Here is a 19,534-nt window from a genome sequence, read left to right as displayed (position 1 = left end):
AATCCGTTGATAAAGGCGAACGCTTTGCTTCCTCAGGTTTCTTCTGCCCTCTCCGTTAACGTGTACATGTTGAATTCAACTTATATACCTATATATTATTTCCTATTATTGTTCAATGATCCGTATTCCCCATGGCTCCAGTTCGATCTTCTCTCCCGCAGCAATCGGGGTTCCTGCCAGAAGTTCAGTCCCTTCCCCATAAGCATTCACGAAGGATGTGGCCTCATCCGCATAGTTGAAATAATAGCGAATCGTGTTCCCTTGATCGTTCACACCTGTCTTCACAATGATAGGAAAAGCCAGCTCCTGATCCGCTCCCCATACGCCCGCTTCCTTCATGACACGTTCCAACACCTTACGGATTACGGCAGAACTGGTGAAACAGCCGACATAGGTTGCTTTGCCTTTTCCATAGGCATTCTGGGTAATTGCCGCATATTCACCCCAATGTGGATGATCATACCAAGCGAGTACTTCAGCCGTTGTTGGCGTAATCAGTTCCATCCAGGTGTGAACCTGGTTTTGCTCCTCACCAACCCCGAACGGATCATCGCGCAGCGAGACATGTTTTGGCTCTACAAATAGGTTATAGCTGATCCCGCATGCCTCACTGATCAGGCCGGGCTGGCGGGTAGAGCGTACCTTGATATGCTCATTTGCAAATCCGCTTTTGAACGAGTAGACGATATGTCCGCCATCCTGTACGAATTGATTTAATCTTTCCAACAGTGCATCCGAAGCTGCATACAGAGCAGGTACAACGAGCACGTCATATTCCGCATAACTCTCAACCGATGGGTCGATGAGGTCACAGCCAATGTTCATTTTATACAATTCATCGTACATCCAGCGCACCACGTCATTGTAGTTCTTGTCACTGGTGAAGTTAAACCCAAACCACTTGATGGATGTCAGAGCCTCATTGCTAAAAAGCACCGCCACCCGATTTTTTTTCTTCAAATTAACGAGCTTTGGACTGAGTCGGGCAAAATCCCTGCCAATCGTCTTCGCTTCGTTGTACACCGGATTCGGTTCAAAATCATGACTGAGCAATCCTTTCCAATACGTCTCAAAGGAATTATGCAACGAATGCCAGTGCCAGTATGCGACCATGTTTGCTCCTGATGCCAGATGACTGAATGCCTGCAAACGCAGTTGTCCCGGATAGGGAACCCAATGCCAGAACGCCTGCGCTTCAGTCTCCAGTACCAGATAGTTCGATTGTTTGGTGGAACGCGCCACATCCCCGCCGAATGAAATCTCAATGCCCGTCAGATCATCTTGCGAAGGATGGTAGATGTCCACACTGGTGATGTCAAAAGGTTTCGATGCGGCAAAGTGATCCACATCCCCTTGAATGCCGTAGGAATACCCACGCCAATCGAAGTCAAAGTTCTGGGTAACAAACTGTCCTGCCTGTTTGTATTCATTCACGATCCCCACTTGCCAAGCCAAAAAGTTGGTTACCAGCTGCCGCTGGAACTTGGCAAATTCAGCGCCCAGACTGCCGTTGATCGTTCCTACCACAGACGGGAAGTCCTCCCAGCTATTGATCCGATTGCTCCAGTAGTCGAGGCCAAATTCCTTGTTAAGCTCATCCAGAGAACTGAACTTGTTCCGCATATATTTGACGAATTGCAGTTGCACATTATCTCCAGCCGTATTGTAATGCTTTGTCTCGTTATCTGTCTGATAACCGATGACCGCTGGATGTGTGCTTACCCGAGAGATTAGCTTGCGAATGATCCGCTCGGCATAGAATAGATAGGTTGGGTGTGTAATATCCATGATCTGTCTTGCACCGTATTTACCAGGTCCCTGAGAGGTGGTAGCCAGCACGTCCGGATGTTCCTTGACCATCCATGTTGGAACAGCATACGTTGGTGTCCCGACGATAACCTGAATTCCCGCTTCATGCATGGCATCCAGCACACGGTCTACGGAAGAAAAGTCAAATACGCCATTCTGCGGTTCATGGGTACTCCAGGTTGATTCTGCAATACGGACCACGTTGATGCCTGCATCCTTCATCATCTGAATGTCCTTGTCCAATCTTTCGTAAGGCATATATTCATCATAGTAAGCTACGCCATATAATAATTTGTCCATGATTTAATCTCCTTTTTAGGTGGAAAATATAATGTTCTTGACGTGTGCAAGAGTTGACATATTCCAATCCGTAATGGTAGCGTTTACATTATTATAGGTCGAAGAACTTGAATTTTTCAGCAACCACTTCAAACGCTGATGTATTCCATGGATTGTCCATCCTTGCGTTAAACTGATTATAATGAAGTATACTACGGGTGCCGATTGTATAAGGCAAGTTGTTTTTACCCTTTTCCGAGGTGAATATGATGGATATCCGATCACAGCTCCGAGAAATGCCTCACCATACGTTGGCCCACTGGCTGCCTATTATCGACTGTAACATCAAATTTTATGGTGCTCACAGCCAACAAGTACCCTATGGATGGGCGATGCCGGAGGAATCACATCCGGGCTTTGAGATTATGTTGATCATCGAAGGTACGCAGGAGAGTGTGATTCATGGTTATACCTATACCGTGGAGGAAGGTTCCATTCTTCTCATTCCTCCCGGGTTCAAACATACAAATCAATGTGTATCCACGGAAGGCATGACTTATTTTAGCGCTCACTTTAATGTGGATGATCCGGTCTTCACCCTGAAGCTGATGTCACAACATAGCCAAATCTACGCAGCAGGTACGGTTAATAATAAGAAGATGCGCATTGTGCTGGAGAGTTGGATGGGGATGATTAACATATCTGAAGCCTACACGTCCACTGATAAAATGATCATGCAGGCCCGCATGTTTGAATTGTTCGCCCTGTTGTCCCAAGCCGCTGACAATGAACCGGAGTCCACCACTTCCGTTGCTGCTTCACATGCACCAGCTCCAACAGCCATGCATTATGCGGGAGCTATAGCGGAGGCGATCAAGCAGGCATTCCATGCCCAGCTTCGAACCAAGGAAAGCAGTGTATCCACGGTCAAAGTAGAGCAGATTATATCCTCGTTTGGCATCAGCCCGGGATATGGTCTACAGGTCTTTCGCAAGGTGTACGGGCGATCGCCCAGGGCTTACCTGTCCAGCTTGAAGTTGCAGGAGGCCAAAGTGCTGATCGAACAGCCAGAGCTGTCGCTCGGGGAAATTGCGTGGAAGCTCGGTTACACCCATCTGTCCCATTTCAGCAGACAATTCAAACGCTGGACAGGCCAAAGCCCGCTTCAATATCGCAATCATCATGCAGAAGCATCAGGCGATCCTGTATCCTACAGATCGGAATCGAGTCCAGAATCTTGATTACGGATACCTTCGTACTCTTCCGGCGTGTTCATATTACTCATTTGCATCGCTACTTGATGAACACCCGCTCTCTCAAGCTCTTCCGCTTCGACATAACAGCAACCGATCTCTTCAAGCCATCTCATAACTCGAAGATGATCCTGTATCAGACGCTGCTCCAGATCAGGGAGCACTCGTATGTGGTAAGCCCCTGCAAGAGGATGGACATGTCCATCCACGCGTGGAACGATAGCAGAATAAGAGTCATGCGACTCGGCCAGTTTTTTTATTCCATCAAAGAAAGACGTCTGCAGGAGCGGCATATCGCAGGCGCATACCAGATTCCAGTCTGTATCGGAAGCTTCCAGCGCCGCGTGAAGACCGGCGAGTGGCCCCTTCCCCGGATAGTGATCCTGAACGCAGTCGTAGCCCATTGCACTGTAGGTTGTCACATTGGGTCCAGCTGCCACGATGATACGGGATACAGCGGGTCTCATGGCCTTTGTGACATGTTGTAGTACAACGGAACCATTCAGTTCCAGCATGGCCTTGTTGGTCCCCATGCGACTGGATAAACCTCCTGCCAATATGATGCCTGTCCATTCACGCGTGTTCATGTTGTTATCCTCCCTCAGATCACGAAATGTGTATGACTGCATCAATTTCAAAACGTTCGCTATGCATTGAATCCCCTTTCAACAAATGATACATTGAACAATATGCATTTGAAAGGAATGGCTTAATTGGACAGACCTGCACCTTCAAGAGGCAATCCCTCATTGGTTTCTCTGAAACTATATAACTTTTTCATATATGGAGCCATCTCGATCTTCGCCGGATTCCTGCAGCTTTACCTGCAAGAGATTGGCATGACCAAACTGGAGATTGGCAGTCTCATGGCGATTGGACCTTTTGTATCCTTGTTTGCCAACCCGTTCTGGGGTTTCTGGAGCGATAAATCTCGCAACATTCGCATCATTCTGATGATTATGATGGGAGGCACATTTGTGCTCGCCCAAGGTGTATTCTATGCGCCCACGTATACGTGGATCTATGTAGCCATGATTTTCTTTTATTTTTTTCAAAGTCCATTATTTGCTCAAACCAACAGTCTGATTCTCGGATATATCGATGGTACAACCCAAAAATTCGGGTCATTCCGGCTCTGGGGTTCACTCGGTTGGGCACTGACTGCCGTCGCAGCCGGACCGCTCATTGACCGTTTTGGCATCGGCAGTGTATCCATTATATTTGCATGCATGATTGCCACCGCCTTTGTATTATCCGTATTTCTACCCAGACAGCCGATCGCTTCGGATACACCGGTGGTTACTTTTCGGCGGTTTGGCAAAGTCATGTTCAATCCGTATTTTATGGCATTTATCGGCCTGGGTGTACTCGTATCGGTGCCTAATGCAATGAACAGTACTTTTATGTCACTATATATTGTAGAAATGGGTGGCGACAAACAGATGGTCGGCTGGGCCATCTTCACCTCATCCATTCTCGAAGTCGGCGTATTCCTGCTGCTCGACCGCTTACTCAAACGCAAAATGAGCATGCTCCTGGCATCTCTCATTCTGATCAGTGTGCTGTTTGCACTGCGCTGGCAGCTCATGGCACTGGCTAACAACCCACTGGAGATTGTATTCATTCAGTTGATGCACTCCATTACGTTTGGTGGGTACTTCTATGTGGGTACGCAGCTAACCATGCTGTTTATTCCAAGACCTTATCGTTCCTCCGGTCAAGCGGTATATACGATGGCCTGGGGCGGTCTCTCGGGCGTCATTGCGGGTCTGTTCGGCGGCTGGTTGTTCCAGAGCTTCGGTGCGGAAATCATGTATAGCATCGGCGTATTCTTCTCGCTCATTGGCGCTGTCGGATTTAGCATCATGTGGTTATCGAATCGACGTAACGGCTATCAGCCAGTTGTATTGACGGAGATGGGTAATATGGATGAGGACGGTTAATCATTTGTTTAAAAAATTGAAAGATCGATTTACACAAGAGCACTACGATGACAGAACAATCTTTCAATCACTGTTATCCCCGGATTTTTTTGATTCCCTTTTCAAAGGGTAAAATCCGGGGATAAAGGCGACCGCTCCGCTTCTCCAGCTTTCTTCTGTCCTCTCCGTTATGGTGTAAATAAAACGTTCAAACATTCAGACAAAAGATTAAGCATAGGTGCAGGTAAAGAGAAAAGGCGTCTCCATGGGTTGTTGCCATGGAGACGCCTTTTACATTTATAAATTTAAGTTTACGTCTTGACTTTACCTTACGCCTTCGGCAGTTGGAATGAGCTTTTCAGGGATACGACCCGGTTAAATACCGGACGTCCTGGCTCGGAATGTTTCGGATCTACACTAAAGTAACCGTGACGGAAGAATTGGAATTTATCCTGAGCATTCGCTTCTTTCATCTCTTGTTCCACATACCCATTAACAATCTCAAGGGAGTTCGGGTTCAGTTGATCCAGGAACGTTTTCTCCGGTTGCTCTTCCACAACCTCAGTTTCAGCCCCAGCTACTGCCACTTCGACCTCTGCTTCTGGTGCTTCATCCAGGATCAACGGCTCGTACAGACGGAATTCAGCAGGTACCGCTTGAGTCGCTTCTACCCAGTGGATTGTTCCTTTGACTTTACGGCCAGTGAAGCCACTGCCGCTCTTCGTCTCTACATCATAGGTACAATGAATCTCAGTTACATTACCTTCTGCATCTTTGATCACATCGTTACATTTGATGAAGTATGCATGTTTCAGACGAACTTCGTTGCCAGGGAACAAACGGAAATATTTGTTCGGCGGATTCTCCATGAAATCGTCTTGTTCAATATAAATCTCACGGGAGAACGGAATTTGGCGATTACCCATCTCTGGGTTCTCCACATTGTTCTCTGCTTCAAGCCATTCCACTTGCCCTTCAGGGTAGTTGGTAATAACCACTTTGAGCGGATGCAGCACAGCCATCGTACGTGGAGCTTTCAGTTTCAAATCTTCACGTACAAAGTGCTCCAGCGTTTGCAGGTCGATAACTCCATAGTTTTTGGAAATGCCTGTCTCATATACAAAATCACGAATAGCTTCCGGTGTATAACCCCGCCGGCGCAGACCCGAAATCGTTGGCATGCGCGGATCATCCCATCCATCCACATGTCCTTCATCTACGAGCAGTTTCAGCTTCCGCTTACTTGTCACCATCTGAGACAGGTTCAGACGACCAAATTCATATTGATGCGGTTGGTTCTCCATCTCACACTCGGCAATAACCCAATCGTAGAATGGACGTTGATCCTCGAACTCCAGAGAACAGAGGGAATGCGTTACACCTTCAATCGCATCTTCAAGCGGGTGAGCAAAGGCGTACATTGGATAGATACACCATTTGTCGCCCGTGTTATGATGGTGTGCATGTGAAATCCGGTAAATAACCGGATCGCGCAGATTGATATTTGGTGCAGACATATCGATCTTGGCACGCAGCACTTTCTCTCCGTTCTTGAATTCGCCTGCACGCATACGTGTGAACAGGTCAAGGTTCTCTTCCACCGAACGATCACGGTACGGGCTGTTCTTACCCGGCTCCGTCAGCGTTCCGCGCATTTCACGGATTTCGTCGGCGCTTTGGTCGTCGATGTAGGCTTTTCCTTTTTTAATCAACAAGACAGCACGGTTGTACATCTCGTCAAAATAATCCGAGGCAAAACGTTTCTCGTTCCACTCGTATCCGAGCCATTTCACGTCTTCCTGAATCGATTGAACGTACTCTACATCTTCCTTGACCGGGTTCGTGTCATCAAAGCGCAGATTCGTTTTGCCGCCAAATTCGCCGCCCAGCGTAAAGTTAATCCAGATCGCCTTGGCATGGCCGATATGCAGATAACCGTTCGGTTCCGGAGGAAAACGGGTAATAACTTCCTGGACTTTCCCAGACCGGAGATCTTCGGTAATAATATTTTTGATAAAGTTAGGTGGGGTTGTACGATTGTCCACAGGTATCAAACCTTTCATGAATGGATTGGAGCCTTAGGGAATTGCAGCAATTCCGGCTATAATTCCTTAATAACGAAGTCATTTCCTGAAAAAATCTATTTTCTTGGAAAGTTTCGTACGCGTTTCATTTAAATATACCTTTAACGGGGGAGGAGTTCAATAAAGAACGGCACCAAAGTCAGGATCAGCCGTGCATAAATAGGCCCTAAACCATTTTGACGGGTTCGCTCGAATCATGTAGCATGATAGTAAAAACAAATTAAAGGGAGGGTTTCCCATTCCATTGAACTCGCTTAAACTGACCAAAGAACAGCAGGATGAAGCCATTCGCACCATCCAGTCGTATTTCGAAGAGGAACGTGGCGAAGAACTCGGCGATCTGGCCGCTTGGGGTGTCCTCGACCTGTTCATGACACAGCTCGCTCCCTACATATATAATCAGGCACTCCGTGACGCACGCACAACGGTTAATCAACGCATGGCCTCAATGGAAGAAGACCTGTTTGCACTGGAGCAAAAGTTACCCAAGACTTCCCGTTAATCACTAATTTATAAAGAAAGAAGGTTGCATTCATGTTTACCTATTCATTGGATGAATATACCGAACTCCGGCCGCTGGCAATGGAACATACCAAACCGCTGTTTGAACTGACGGATCGTTCGCGGGATCAATTGAGACATTGGTTGCCGTGGGTGGATCATGTGACAGAAGTTGAACACACCTCGAACTTTATTACCAACGCGTTAAAACAAGGTGCCGAGAATGGCGGATTCACCGCCGGAGTATGGTCAAAAGGGGATCTAGCCGGCGTCATCGGATTCCACGAGATTAACTGGACCAACCGCTCGGTAAGCATCGGATATTGGCTTGGCAAAGGTTTTGAGGGTCAGGGCTTGATGACAAGCGCTTGTCGCGTTCTGGTTGATTATGCTCTGGTGACCCTGGACCTGAATCGCGTCGAGATTCGCTCGGCAACGAATAACAAACGGAGTCGCGCTATCCCTGAAAGACTCGGATTTGTTCTCGAGGGGGTCATTCGTCAGGCAGAGAAACTGCCTAAAGGTTACGTGAACCATGCGGTGTACGGCATGCTTCAGCATGAATGGGAACTCTTGCGCTAATTCGCCTACATAATAAATCGGAGTGATCTCTCCCAACATAATGGATCAACACGAATACCCTCGATCTCCACGTAATGTGGTGACAGAGGGTATTTTATTGTATTCAATGACTTTTATAGTGCTCGGACCATACCACCATCCACGATCAATGAGGTTCCGGTAATGTACGTATTGGCCCCGGATAACAGGAACACCACCGCTTTGGCAAACTCCTCCGGTTGACCATAACGTCCTAGTGGAATCTCTTTACGGAACTGGTCAGATACCTCTTCCTCACTGATTCCGTTCTGCTCAGCCCGTGCTGCATCAAGCTCACGTATACGGTCTGTTGCAATACGTCCCGGCGCCACCGTGTTGATCAAAATTCCGTATGGAGCCAGCTCCTGGGATAACGTCTTCGCCAATCCGAAAACGCCGGTACGGAACGTGTTGGACAGCACCAGACCCGGAATGGGCTGCTTCACCGAAGTTGAAGCGATATTCACAATGTGTCCTCCGCTTTCTTTCATATAAGGAAGAGCAGCGCGAATCAGCCTTACATAACTGAGTACATTTAATTCAAATGCACGCTCCCAATCTTCATCCGTCAGTGACTCAAATGAACCCGATGGCGGGCCACCCGAATTGTTCACCAGAATATCAATCTGCCCAAACAGCTCCGCTGTCTTGTGAATCAGAGCCTCAATATCTTCCTTGCGTGTCACATCGGTTGCACAATATTCCACACGTCCACCACCACCAAGCGCCAGAAGCTCCTGCTTCACTGCTGCGAGCTTTTCTTCGCTTCGGCTGGCAAGCATGACGTCAGCACCTTCTGCTGCCAATTGAGCGGCTACCGCTTTGCCCAGCCCGCGACTGGAAGCCAACACCAGCGCTTTTTTACCTTGAAGTCCCATGTCCATGGTTGTTCCTCCTCCTCAGCTAGTTTCTATTTGGTCTGGATAAAATAACCCATAAGAATATCGTCCACATACTTGCCGCCGATATAAAACTCAGACACCAACCTGCCTTCCGTCACAAATCCACACTGTGTATAAAACGTGATGGCTCCCGGATTGCTGGAAAGTACGCGCAACCTGAGCTTGCGAACGCCTTGTTGGGCCGCATGCTGCTTGACGGCATCCATCAAAGCTGTGGCAATGCCACAACGCCGATCATGAGGATGAACTGCAATATGAATCTCGTAGACATGACGGTTGACCGGCATACCTGTGGCTGGCTGAAAGCCCACATAACCACATACCCGCTCTCCCTGCACCGCAATCAATTGACTGCCTGGCGGGCAATGCTGCAGATATTGCTGTCTGGAGCGCCAATGCATCGGTGCAGGAGAGGTGTATTTGTCCCATACCAGGGCATCCAACCCCATTAGCTGGGCTGCATCTTTAATCTCCGATGGACGAATCGTAAATGTATGGCTGGTAAGCATAATGATTCAACCTTTCGTGCTATAGTCGACAACGCTGTACGTTACAACGTCGGGAGATTTAAGAAAGTTAAGAGAGTTAAGAAATTTATGAAACTTTAGAAATACGTTGTTCGTTTGCTTCACTGTTTACATATGTTCGTTCTATATATTGTAGCATAGCCTCAGCTTTGACTAAAATTCCACTCGGTTTTGAACCTTTTCGCAAAATGGAATAAACACTTAACCTTGCCGTAACGTCATGGTTTATACTGGTTCGATAAGGAGAGGATGCATGATGAATATCAAAGAGGCAGCAAGCAGGCTCGGTATATCGGCGAGAGCCATTCGTTTTTATGAAGAAAAAGGATTAATTCTCCCCGCCAAACAGTCCAGTAACGGGTATCGTACCTATACCGAGAATGATATCTGGCGGCTTCAGACCATTGCTGCGCTGCGTGAGATTGGCATGTCGCTACAGGATATTACACATGCGCTCGGAGAGATTGATCAAGGGAATCAGCAACGGCTGGAAGAATATCTGGAGCTGCAACAGGCCGTCATGTATGCCCAGTGGATTGAGTTGAAACGTATGATGGATACAACCCAGCGCATGATTGACCTGAATCGTCAGGACGGTCCGCTGGATGTCAGCCATCTACACGATCTCGCGGACAGTGCCCGTCGCCTGCGCGAAGCCCGGCAGAACTGGCATGATCGGTGGAATTATGACACGCAGGCAGCCATCCATGATCAGCGAGTGCAGGCAGAAGGCAGAGTCAGTACTGGACAATTCATTTCAGAGGGCAGGCATTCTTCGGATGAAGCCTTTCCCATAAGCGATAAGCATGAAGTTTCACATCCATACCAGGATGCAGGTCATTCCACGCCGAGCGACTCTAATGATACGGTACAGTCTTCCTTTTATCTGTATCACAATTATGACGAAGCGCTCGAACAGACAGCTCATTGGATCTCTCCCGCCCTTGGTGAGAAAGGACTCGATATTGGTACAGGCACAGGTAATCTGGCTGGAAAACTGCTACAGCACGGCGCAGACATGACTGCAATCGACCAATCCCGGGAGATGCTGCGCAGATGCCGTACCAAATATCCCGAGATGCATGTGAAGCTTGGTAATTTTCTGGCGCTGCCTTTTACCGATCATTCCTTCGACTTTGTTGTATCCAGCTTCGCCTTCCATCATCTGAGTCCAGACCAGCAAGGACTGGCCTTACAGGAGATGCAGCGGGTATTAACCTCGCGCGGACGTATCGGTCTAACCGATCTGATGTTTGTTGATGCGACTCACCGTGATTCCTATATTCGGCAGGCAGAAACCACAGGACACGAGGAACAGCTGCGCGCCTTACGCCAGCGTCACTTCCCTCTGCTGGATGAGCTATGCGGCTGGCTGGAGCAACAGGGCTACGTAACAAAACATGTGCGGCATAACGAGCTGTTACATACGTTGTTGGCGGTTCCACTGCGCTAGTGGATTATGAGCATATGCCAAAAAGGCCATCCCGCCTTGATTAAAGGAGGATGACCTTGGTATACATCATGCTACAAAATTACATATAAATATCAACAACCGTACGCTCAGTTGCACTGCGTGCTTGTCTGAACTCATCCAGTGAGATGCTTACTCCGCCTTGACGGTAACGGTTCGCTGTACGCTCAGTACGAATGTCTTTGCCATTCACCGCTACACGGCTCACAGCACCTTCGTTCAAGTGATAGATAAACGTCACCGGCTCACCCGCATACTCGAACTCGAATTGCATGCCGTTCAGCTCAGCTGGCAATACCGGGTCAATGACCAGATCGCCGCCCTCTTGACGAATGCCAAGTGCATTGGAGATCAGCTGGTTCATGTAGATTCCAGGGCCGCTGGAGTAGATTCTCCATCCGCCTTTCACTTGTACAGTACCTTTACGAAGCTGGTCAAAATGCTCCTGAGCCTCGTAACGCGTATTAAACTTGCCGTCCGAACTACTGAAGTATGAGTTCGCTTGGCGAATCTCCGCGTTAGGTACAACCTCGCCAATACCAACCGGGTTAATCATCGCAAGACCATTCCACACCTGATCTGTCTTCCCGAGCTTCGCCATCGCTTCCACATAACGGATATGAGCATGAACATATTGCAAACCAATCTCACGTCCGAAGTTGGATGCTTGCTCTGCACGTTTGAAGTGTGTGCTTACACCACCAGCATATTGAGCTGGACGATTCATCAGACGCACGCCATCCGGGCACAGGAACTGTTCACGGATCAATGCGTAATGAGACTCTGCTTGCTCCGCATTCAGCAGTTCACCAATCATGCTGCGCGTCATTGGCAACAAACGGTATTGAATGCCTGTCTCTGTGTCTGTTGGATGAAGCATCAGCTTCGCTTGGTCCGCTTCTTCCATGTATACAAAACCTGGAATCACATCTGTGCCCAGCATGTAACGGTTAAAGTCCTCACGAATGCCTTGAGCCAGCACATCAAGCTCCTGTGCAAAGTCCGCATCCTTGAATTTCAGCGCTTGCGAGAGCACATTCACGGACTGATACGTCAATGCCACCGTCCAACTGCTCACCATGTATTGCTTCAGCTGTGCATTGGCTGGTTGGAGCGTATCATCCCAGTCGCCATCTCCGTAGGAAGACAGGAACGTATCATGCAGGAAGTGCGAACGGATATATTCGATCTCTTTTTTCGCGTGATCCAGTACCGTTGCCGTCTCTTCCGTGAACCCGAAGCTATGTTTAACGGTATAAGGTACTTTCTCATCCAGGATTGCATAGTCGCGAGTCGCTGTCAGGTAGTCCGCCAATACTTTCAACGGCCATACGATGATGTCGCCATGACTCTCTTCCTGTTGAATCGCAAAGTATTTATCAAACATGAACCATTGCGGCCAGTTGCCATCATCTTCGTATTGGTGGGTATAAACCATTTTGATGATATCGCGAACTTGCTCATATTTTTGTGTTGCCATAAAGTACTCCACCGGACCTTGGCACACATCCCGTGTACCCCAAGCCGCGCCGCCATACTGCTCCAAACCGTGAGGCACAGAGTAGTGAACCAGCATGTTGTGGGTGTACCACCAAGCCAGCGCATTTACTTTGAACAGATCCTCAGCACTCTGACCTTCGCCACGGGACAAACGGAACCCGTTCATCACACCTGCGAAGAACTCGCGGTATGCCTGCACTTCCTCTTCAAACGTCAGGCTTGAACCTGCTACCACTCCGCTGTCTGCTTGGCCTTCCAATACCCCTTGTACCTTCAGCGTCCATTCAGCACTCGCTTCCAGACTAAGCGTAACCAGTGATGCGGAACCACTGCGGATACCACTTGCCAGCAACGTTTCGTCCCCTACATTCACAGCTGCGCCGTCCACCGACATGCGGTATTGCAGATCTGGATACGTTCCTGCACTAATCGCTTGTGGATCAGCCTTGAAGATCAATGTATCGCCATCCTGCGTCATATGCAGCGGATACTCGTATTCATTCACATTCATCGTAATCTGGTTTGTTACCAGGTAACGGTATGCTGTGCCACTTGTGGAGCGTACGTTCATGCTTACTTCCGTAGTATGTGCCCCTGTATAGTTCGTCACGATGATTGTATCGGATGCCGTTTTGTAAATCCAACGTACATAGTTGAAGCCAATCTCGAACAAGGAAGGCATCGTCAGCAGACGATATTGTCCGTCCATTTCCACATAAATGCGTTGTCCAGCCGTCTTCGGCACGTTTAATGCATTGCGGGCATTACTGATCATTTTATTAAAATTGGTGTTACCAATAACGAGCTGCGAGTTGAAAATACCGTACATATACGATGTTGTCGTAATAACCTGTGCTCCAAGTTGCACGTTGCCACCACTCATCAGAATGTGACCGTGCGGACGCTCTACAAGCAATTCTTTTGCTTTCAGAACGATATGTTCATAGCTGCCTGTGAAGAAGGACAACAGTTCCTCGCCACTGTGCTCTTCCTGATGACGATCAGGGAACAGATCATGAATCTCATCTTGCGTCAGATCAAGCGTAACCAGTGGCTCACCAAGGAAGGAGGACAGTTTCACCTGTTCCAACGTGTCACCATTTTCCACAGTCAGAGCCTGTACTTCATTCCATGCTGCTGTAACTTCATCTCCGAATTCCAGTGCAGAGATCCCTTCGGCATGATTAGGCTTCGCCAGTCCATAGAAGACCACCTGAGCTTCTCCGTTCAGATTCAGCAGTTCAGATTGCAATGCCGTATAGGCAAATTCATACTGATATGTCTCATTTGCCAGCGTTGGGCGATTCAAGCTCTCTGGTTGATTCGTTTCCTTGTACGACAGACCGAAGAATTGGAATCCATCTGTGGAGTAACCGACTGCTTTGGTCAGGGAACCTTGTTGCATATATGGAAATGCGCCGCCCTGAGGCTGGTTTTGACGGGAACAAACGACATAACCTTTCGCTTCATCTTCAAACACCGTATGGTCAATGTATTGTGACAGATAAGCTTCATTACTGCGTACCGCACCTGGATCAGCAAGCCCTACATCCTGTCCGTACACCACGTCTACGTTATGTTGTTGTCCTGTGAGCTTCACATCCCAGAACCATACACCTTGCGGTGTAGCCGTAAATACGACCTGATAGCCAATGCCTTTTTCGCTACCTTCCAGCTGGACTGTGCCCTCCCATATCAACTGATTGCTGGATTGTGTTTTGCTTGTAATCACCTTGCTGTTCGAACGTACACCGAGCAACGGGAACGAGCTGATATTCTCTCCCTCATGTACACGCAGGTACAGGTTGTTCAATGATCCATCAATCTGGTTGCTGAGCAACTGGTTCAACATCGTTGTACCGGATGTAGCCTGGTATAGGTCGCCACTGTTCAAAAAGGTAAAGGATAACTCTCCGGCACTTAACCGGATCGGTTCATTAATCATCGTTGTCATAAGGTTCACTCCTTGAATTAGTTAAAATCGAAACGTTTCGATAAATCTGAAAAAGAATAGGGGCCTCTTCAAACCGGCTTTTTACAGCCCGTCCGGACGATAACCCCATCATTAAACTTTTACTTCAGCATGCAGGCAGTTCTTTATTGTTCAGACTTGGTCTAAATCGAACGTACAGAGCTGCGCTCGATCATATTAATCGTTAGCGTATATGAAGGGTCAACCGCTTCGCCATTGAGCATCTGGAATAACAGATGTCCGGCGAGCGACCCGGCTTCATGCTTCGGCTGGCGTATCGTTGTCAGCGGTGGATGCACATATTCGGACAACTGAATATCATCAAAACCGATAACGGAAATGTCATCCGGCACCGATACACCACGCTCTTCCAATGCCTTCAGGCCACCAATCGCCATCTCATCGTTACCGTAAAATACCGCTGAGGGAAGATCGCCCTGCATGATCATCATTTTGGTTGCACTGTATCCGCCCTCACGTACAAAATTACCGTTCAGACGCCATTTGGACTTTTCTTCAAGTCCCGCTTCCCGCATCGCTCGCAGATACCCTTGGTAACGGAGCGCGTTGTCATACGAGTTGGATGGGCCACTGATATAAGCAATCTTCTGATGTCCAGCCTGGATCAGGTGGCGGGTTGCAAGGTAACCACCCTGCTCTCCATCCACCAGCACGTTGACCAGATGGTCACTCGACAGCTGACGATCCATCACAATGATCGGAAAACGATGACCGGCAGATTCTACCAGAATATCATCATGGATGTTATGCGCCAGGATGATGGCTCCATCTACTCTTTTTTCACGCAAAAATCGTACTGCCGTTGAGTCCCGTCCCCCCATGGAGCTGCACGCAATCAGGTCATACCCGTTCGCGAGTGCTACATCCTGTACACTACGGATCAACTCCGAGTAATACGGGCCCGACAGATCGGTCAGAATCAAAGCGATCGTGTTTGTCCGGCTCCGTTTCAGGTCCATGGCAAAGCCGTTCTTGCGGTAATTCAGTTCTCGTGCTGCCTCAAGCACTTTAGCCTTGGTCTTGGCACTAACCTTGCTATCCCCGCTCAGCGCATAGGAAGCAGTCGAGAGTGCTACACCTGCCAGCTTTGCCACATCCTTAATCGTTGCCATTCCACGTTCGCTCCTTCTAAACTATATATAAGTTCAACTAAAGAATATTTACACTTACCACTCCGATGACAGAATAACCTTCCGATCGCTGTTATCCCCAGATTTTTTTTAATTCCCTTCTTCAAAGGGAAAATCCGGGGATAAAGGCTCAGCATATGCTTCCGATGCAGCTTTCTTTCAGAAAGCTTTTAGCTTCGCTTCTTCACGTTATTTCTGTCCTCTCCGTTCTCGCGTAAAAAGTTTAGTTGAACCTATAAAGAACAAATTCAAGGTTACCCCACATTTTATACGATACATGGTTAGAACAACCACTAAATCCTTCATTATCGTTTATTAATCTTTATACATATCATAGCGATGGATGTCAATCGAAACGTTTCGAGGTGTTCTCAAAAAAAATCCTCGTTCCCATCCTTATGGGACCACGGTTGAATGCGTCCCGTTCCAATCCATACCATTAGTGATGGTCATGACACGTCTTTCAATCTGGCGCTCTATAAACAGTTCGTGCCTAATACAGTGAAACTGGCAGTAAACGCTAGATTGAAACGTTTCGACATTTTCATTATAGTCGGTGTTGATAGCGATTTCAACCACTTTATCTATTTTTCATAGAAAAAGTTGATTTGTTCAATCTGTCCATCCACGTCACTCTGTTTATAGTATATACTGCATAATAGTCGAGATCCGAGAATAACGCCAGTACACCAGGGGCATGAGACGAATACTGTCCCTGCTGACTTATGTAAGGAGACAGTTATCCAATGAATATATCCAAAACCATTTATCATAAAAAATCGCTGTCCCGCCCCGTTTCCTTGCAGAAGATTCAGTCCATCCCCGATGCCCTGTTCAAGCTGCGCCATCTGGTGCAACTTCACGACCGTGAGGCGTTCTCCCGTACAGATGAGATGTGGAGTACCCTTCATGTGCTATACGTCATTACTGCTGGCCAGGCCAGGCTGATTAGTGCAGAGGGTAAACTGACATTAAATGCAGGCTGTGCAGTCGTTCGACAAGCTGGAAGCCTGCTTCAGCACGAGAACAAACGCGGCTCCCTGTCGCCAGTACAGGGCATTGCTATTGCTTTTGATTCCACTGAAAATGAACAGCTGTTCTGGCCGTTCGGGATACCAGCTCCCATTGCGAGTCGTACTCTCACTGATAGGGCACTAGAGCTGGTTCAAGCAAGTTCGAAGGGCCATGATTCCAGCCCATTCAAGCCACATATCCTTTTCTATGAGTTACTGGATATTTTGCGGGATCATGTGGCTCATTCTGCTCATGAAGATCACTCATGGCTTGATGCCGTGCTCAGACATATCCATCAGATGTATACTCATCCGCTGACCCGCGAACAATTGGCACGAGATGCAAATGTGAGCCCTGAGCATTTTTCAAGAGAGTTCAAGAAACATACAGGTCTTACGTTTGTTGAATATGTGACCCGTCTCAGAATCAGGATGGCTCAGGAACATTTGTTGTTCGCGAACCCCACGCTACAGGAAATTGCACAACTGACAGGCTACAGGGACACCTTTTATCTGAGCCGCAAATTCAAACAGATGGTTGGATTAGCACCAACACACTACCGGAAAATGCCCAAAAAGATTGTATCTTTGACTTACAATTATACGGCCTCACTTCTGGCACTGGGCCACACTCCCCACATGGGCGCCGTAGCAAGCTGGATGGAAGAAAACCGGGGTGAAGAGGGTCATGATGTTCATGAACAATTTGAGCAGCATTCCGAATATGAGCTGGTTAAACATCCGGAGCTGATTGCGAATGCTCATCCTGATGTCATTATCGGTTATGCACCACATCCCGCTTCTGATGAACTACGTCTGATCGCACCGACCATTCTGATGCCCTTCGAGGAACTTGATTGGCAGGAGCAGCTTCTTCATCTGGGCCGAATTACCGGGCTTGAGTCCAATGCACAGGCGTTATTACATCGATATCACCAACTTGAGCAAGAGGCCAATCATGTGTTGGATCAATGGATGGAAGGGACACGTGGGTCCGCCGTTTGCATGTTTATGATTGGAGAGGACGGCGCTTATATCTATGGTCATGGCTGGGGAAGAGCTTCTCATGTACTGTATCACTCACTTGGTTTCACCCCACCCTCACGTATGGAGCAGGATGGGCAGGTACTCACGGGGTACGTTCATGTTCCGTTGTCGGAAATTCACTTGTATGCAGCAGATCACATGTTTGTCGCCTATCCTGAGGAAACGAGCGAACGAGAAATGCTGGATAATCTGCTGAATCAGGAATCCTGGGGCACCCTCTCCGCCGTTCGTGAAGGACGTGTATACGAGATTGATGGCGACATGTTCTACGGATTTGATCCCTTGTCCGTTATGGAGCAATTGCAGCATATCATGCATCACCTGACATCATAATTGTCCATGCGATAGTGATCATAGTTGTCCATGTACAAATATCACATCTTCCTCTATGTTATTAATGAGAATAATAATCATTATTGATTATACACAGGGGGAACAACAATATGTTTGCTGCAAAAAAACGCTTTTCCGGCTTGTTGCTTATGCTCGCCATTATTATGATTCTGGCTGCATGTAGCAGCGGAACAGGCTCTACTGCCACTGAACAGACATCGGCAACGGGAACCGAAGCGACAACCGGCTCTACCGAGACGAACACAGACACATCGTCCGGTTCGGATAATTCAAATGCTACACGAATCTACAAATCATTAAGCGGGGATGTTGAGATTCCGGCTGAACCGAAACGGATCGTTACGGATATGTACGTAAGTGATCTGCTCGCACTGGGTGTGAAACCCGTTGGGGCCGTTCAATATTATTTGGAAAACCCGTTCTATGCCGATCAGGTGGCGGGCATGGAGGGTATCGGTGATCGGGCGGCGGTATCCATGGAGAAGGTTATTGCCTTGAACCCGGATCTGATCATTACTTACTCCGACCAGGCCAGCGAAATTGAGAGTTACCAAAAAATCGCACCTACCGTGGTCATTCCGTATGGTACATTCACCAATGTACATGACGAAATCCGGGGATTCGGAGAGCTGATGAACAAATCCGAAGCAGCCGAAGCTTGGCTGAAAACGTACGATGAGCGAATTGAAGCCGCTCGCGCTAAGGTGAAAACAGTCATTAAACCGGAGGAAACCTTCTCCATCCTTGAAGTATCCGACAAGAGTTATTATGGATATGGAGACAACTTTGGTCGAGGAGGACAAGCGGTCTACAGTGCTTTGCAACTTGCCCCACTCGAAATCACCAAAAAAGAACTGATGGGTGATACCCAATGGAAAGAAATTTCGCGTGAAGTTGTTGGTGATTATGCAGGGGATCATATCTTCTTAACCGTTGGAGAGAACACCAAAAATTACCAAGGTGATTCCATCTGGCAATCCCTGCCGGCTGTGAAAAACAATCAGGTGTATGAGTTGCTGGAAGACCGTTACTGGTACTTCGACCCAATTGCGATTCAAGGTCAGGCTGAGGAATTCGCCAATATGATCGTAGAACGTGCCGAGCAAAACCGTAAATAACATAAGCATGAATACAGGTGTCCGGACAGGC

At 47.9% G+C, this 19,534-nt stretch carries 14 protein-coding genes; 7 read left to right on the top strand and 7 right to left on the bottom strand.

Features of this window, described 5'->3' with window-relative positions; translation table 11 throughout:
• Positions 1-105 precede the first annotated feature (105 nt).
• Positions 106-2,109, bottom strand: coding sequence for a beta-galactosidase (locus AC6CIF_RS08380; RefSeq protein ID WP_498199028.1), 2,004 nt, complete (start codon positions 2,107-2,109; stop codon positions 106-108).
• A 245-nt stretch (positions 2,110-2,354) separates the two neighbouring features.
• Here AC6CIF_RS08380 and AC6CIF_RS08375 point away from each other — a divergent pair, with 245 nt between their 5' ends.
• Positions 2,355-3,329, top strand: a complete 975-nt coding sequence (locus tag AC6CIF_RS08375; RefSeq protein WP_498199027.1) for an AraC family transcriptional regulator — start codon at positions 2,355-2,357, stop codon at positions 3,327-3,329.
• Here AC6CIF_RS08375 and mobA read toward each other — a convergent pair.
• Positions 3,299-3,928, bottom strand: a complete 630-nt coding sequence (mobA, locus tag AC6CIF_RS08370; RefSeq protein WP_498199025.1) for a molybdenum cofactor guanylyltransferase — start codon at positions 3,926-3,928, stop codon at positions 3,299-3,301. The genes AC6CIF_RS08375 and mobA overlap by 31 nt on opposite strands.
• A 126-nt stretch (positions 3,929-4,054) precedes the next feature.
• Between mobA and AC6CIF_RS08365 the strand changes: the two genes are divergently transcribed.
• Entirely contained in the window at positions 4,055-5,284 is a 1,230-nt protein-coding gene (locus AC6CIF_RS08365; protein ID WP_498199023.1) for an MFS transporter, read from the top strand.
• A gap of 308 nt (positions 5,285-5,592) precedes the next feature.
• On the opposite strand, the gene AC6CIF_RS08360 is transcribed toward AC6CIF_RS08365, so the two are convergent.
• Entirely contained in the window at positions 5,593-7,326 is a 1,734-nt protein-coding gene (locus AC6CIF_RS08360; protein WP_307415829.1) for a glutamine--tRNA ligase/YqeY domain fusion protein, read from the bottom strand.
• Between the two features lie 265 nt (positions 7,327-7,591).
• Here AC6CIF_RS08360 and AC6CIF_RS08355 point away from each other — a divergent pair, with 265 nt between their 5' ends.
• Entirely contained in the window at positions 7,592-7,849 is a 258-nt protein-coding gene (locus tag AC6CIF_RS08355; protein ID WP_091012850.1) for a DUF2164 domain-containing protein, read from the top strand.
• A 32-nt stretch (positions 7,850-7,881) separates the two neighbouring features.
• A complete protein-coding gene (locus AC6CIF_RS08350; RefSeq protein ID WP_036612698.1) occupies positions 7,882-8,430 on the top strand; it encodes a GNAT family N-acetyltransferase in 549 nt (182 codons plus the stop codon).
• Positions 8,431-8,543: 113 nt separating this feature from the next.
• On the opposite strand, the gene AC6CIF_RS08345 is transcribed toward AC6CIF_RS08350, so the two are convergent.
• On the bottom strand, positions 8,544-9,332 hold the full coding sequence (locus tag AC6CIF_RS08345) for an SDR family oxidoreductase (RefSeq protein ID WP_498199021.1): 789 nt from the start codon (positions 9,330-9,332) through the stop codon (positions 8,544-8,546).
• Between the two features lie 26 nt (positions 9,333-9,358).
• On the bottom strand, positions 9,359-9,859 hold the full coding sequence (locus tag AC6CIF_RS08340) for a GNAT family N-acetyltransferase (protein ID WP_498199020.1): 501 nt from the start codon (positions 9,857-9,859) through the stop codon (positions 9,359-9,361).
• A 271-nt stretch (positions 9,860-10,130) separates the two neighbouring features.
• Between AC6CIF_RS08340 and AC6CIF_RS08335 the strand changes: the two genes are divergently transcribed.
• The gene (locus AC6CIF_RS08335) at positions 10,131-11,330 is read left to right on the top strand and encodes a methyltransferase domain-containing protein (protein ID WP_498199019.1); all 1,200 of its coding nucleotides are present in this window, start codon (positions 10,131-10,133) and stop codon (positions 11,328-11,330) included.
• Between the two features lie 79 nt (positions 11,331-11,409).
• On the opposite strand, the gene AC6CIF_RS08330 is transcribed toward AC6CIF_RS08335, so the two are convergent.
• Positions 11,410-14,802 (bottom strand): GH36-type glycosyl hydrolase domain-containing protein, encoded by a 3,393-nt coding sequence (locus AC6CIF_RS08330; protein ID WP_498199017.1) that lies wholly within the window; start codon positions 14,800-14,802, stop codon positions 11,410-11,412.
• Between the two features lie 161 nt (positions 14,803-14,963).
• Entirely contained in the window at positions 14,964-15,953 is a 990-nt protein-coding gene (locus AC6CIF_RS08325) for a LacI family DNA-binding transcriptional regulator (protein WP_076253661.1), read from the bottom strand.
• 764 nt (positions 15,954-16,717) lie between these two features.
• Between AC6CIF_RS08325 and AC6CIF_RS08320 the strand changes: the two genes are divergently transcribed.
• Positions 16,718-18,364 (top strand): ABC transporter substrate-binding protein, encoded by a 1,647-nt coding sequence (locus AC6CIF_RS08320; protein WP_498199015.1) that lies wholly within the window; start codon positions 16,718-16,720, stop codon positions 18,362-18,364.
• A 110-nt stretch (positions 18,365-18,474) separates the two neighbouring features.
• Positions 18,475-19,503, top strand: a complete 1,029-nt coding sequence (locus tag AC6CIF_RS08315) for an iron-hydroxamate ABC transporter substrate-binding protein (RefSeq protein ID WP_498199013.1) — start codon at positions 18,475-18,477, stop codon at positions 19,501-19,503.
• Positions 19,504-19,534: the final 31 nt, after the last annotated feature.

The sequence above is a fragment of the Paenibacillus sp. GQ49 genome, assembly GCF_059759055.1.
Note: the sequence above shows the minus strand (reverse complement) of the source record. Positions and strands in the feature narration are given on the sequence as shown.

Excerpts from the sequence above, each read along its gene's own strand:
- AC6CIF_RS08380 (WP_498199028.1), bottom strand. The coding sequence starts at position 2,109 with ATGGACAAATTATTATATGGCGTAGCTTACTATGATGAATATATGCCT.
- AC6CIF_RS08375 (WP_498199027.1), top strand. The coding sequence starts at position 2,355 with ATGATGGATATCCGATCACAGCTCCGAGAAATGCCTCACCATACGTTG.
- mobA (WP_498199025.1), bottom strand. The coding sequence starts at position 3,928 with ATGAACACGCGTGAATGGACAGGCATCATATTGGCAGGAGGTTTATCC.
- AC6CIF_RS08360 (WP_307415829.1), bottom strand. The coding sequence starts at position 7,326 with ATGAAAGGTTTGATACCTGTGGACAATCGTACAACCCCACCTAACTTT.
- AC6CIF_RS08350 (WP_036612698.1), top strand. The coding sequence starts at position 7,882 with ATGTTTACCTATTCATTGGATGAATATACCGAACTCCGGCCGCTGGCA.
- AC6CIF_RS08345 (WP_498199021.1), bottom strand. The coding sequence starts at position 9,332 with ATGGACATGGGACTTCAAGGTAAAAAAGCGCTGGTGTTGGCTTCCAGT.
- AC6CIF_RS08340 (WP_498199020.1), bottom strand. The coding sequence starts at position 9,859 with ATGCTTACCAGCCATACATTTACGATTCGTCCATCGGAGATTAAAGAT.
- AC6CIF_RS08335 (WP_498199019.1), top strand. The coding sequence starts at position 10,131 with ATGATGAATATCAAAGAGGCAGCAAGCAGGCTCGGTATATCGGCGAGA.
- AC6CIF_RS08330 (WP_498199017.1), bottom strand. The coding sequence starts at position 14,802 with ATGACAACGATGATTAATGAACCGATCCGGTTAAGTGCCGGAGAGTTA.
- AC6CIF_RS08325 (WP_076253661.1), bottom strand. The coding sequence starts at position 15,953 with ATGGCAACGATTAAGGATGTGGCAAAGCTGGCAGGTGTAGCACTCTCG.
- AC6CIF_RS08320 (WP_498199015.1), top strand. The coding sequence starts at position 16,718 with ATGAATATATCCAAAACCATTTATCATAAAAAATCGCTGTCCCGCCCC.
- AC6CIF_RS08315 (WP_498199013.1), top strand. The coding sequence starts at position 18,475 with ATGTTTGCTGCAAAAAAACGCTTTTCCGGCTTGTTGCTTATGCTCGCC.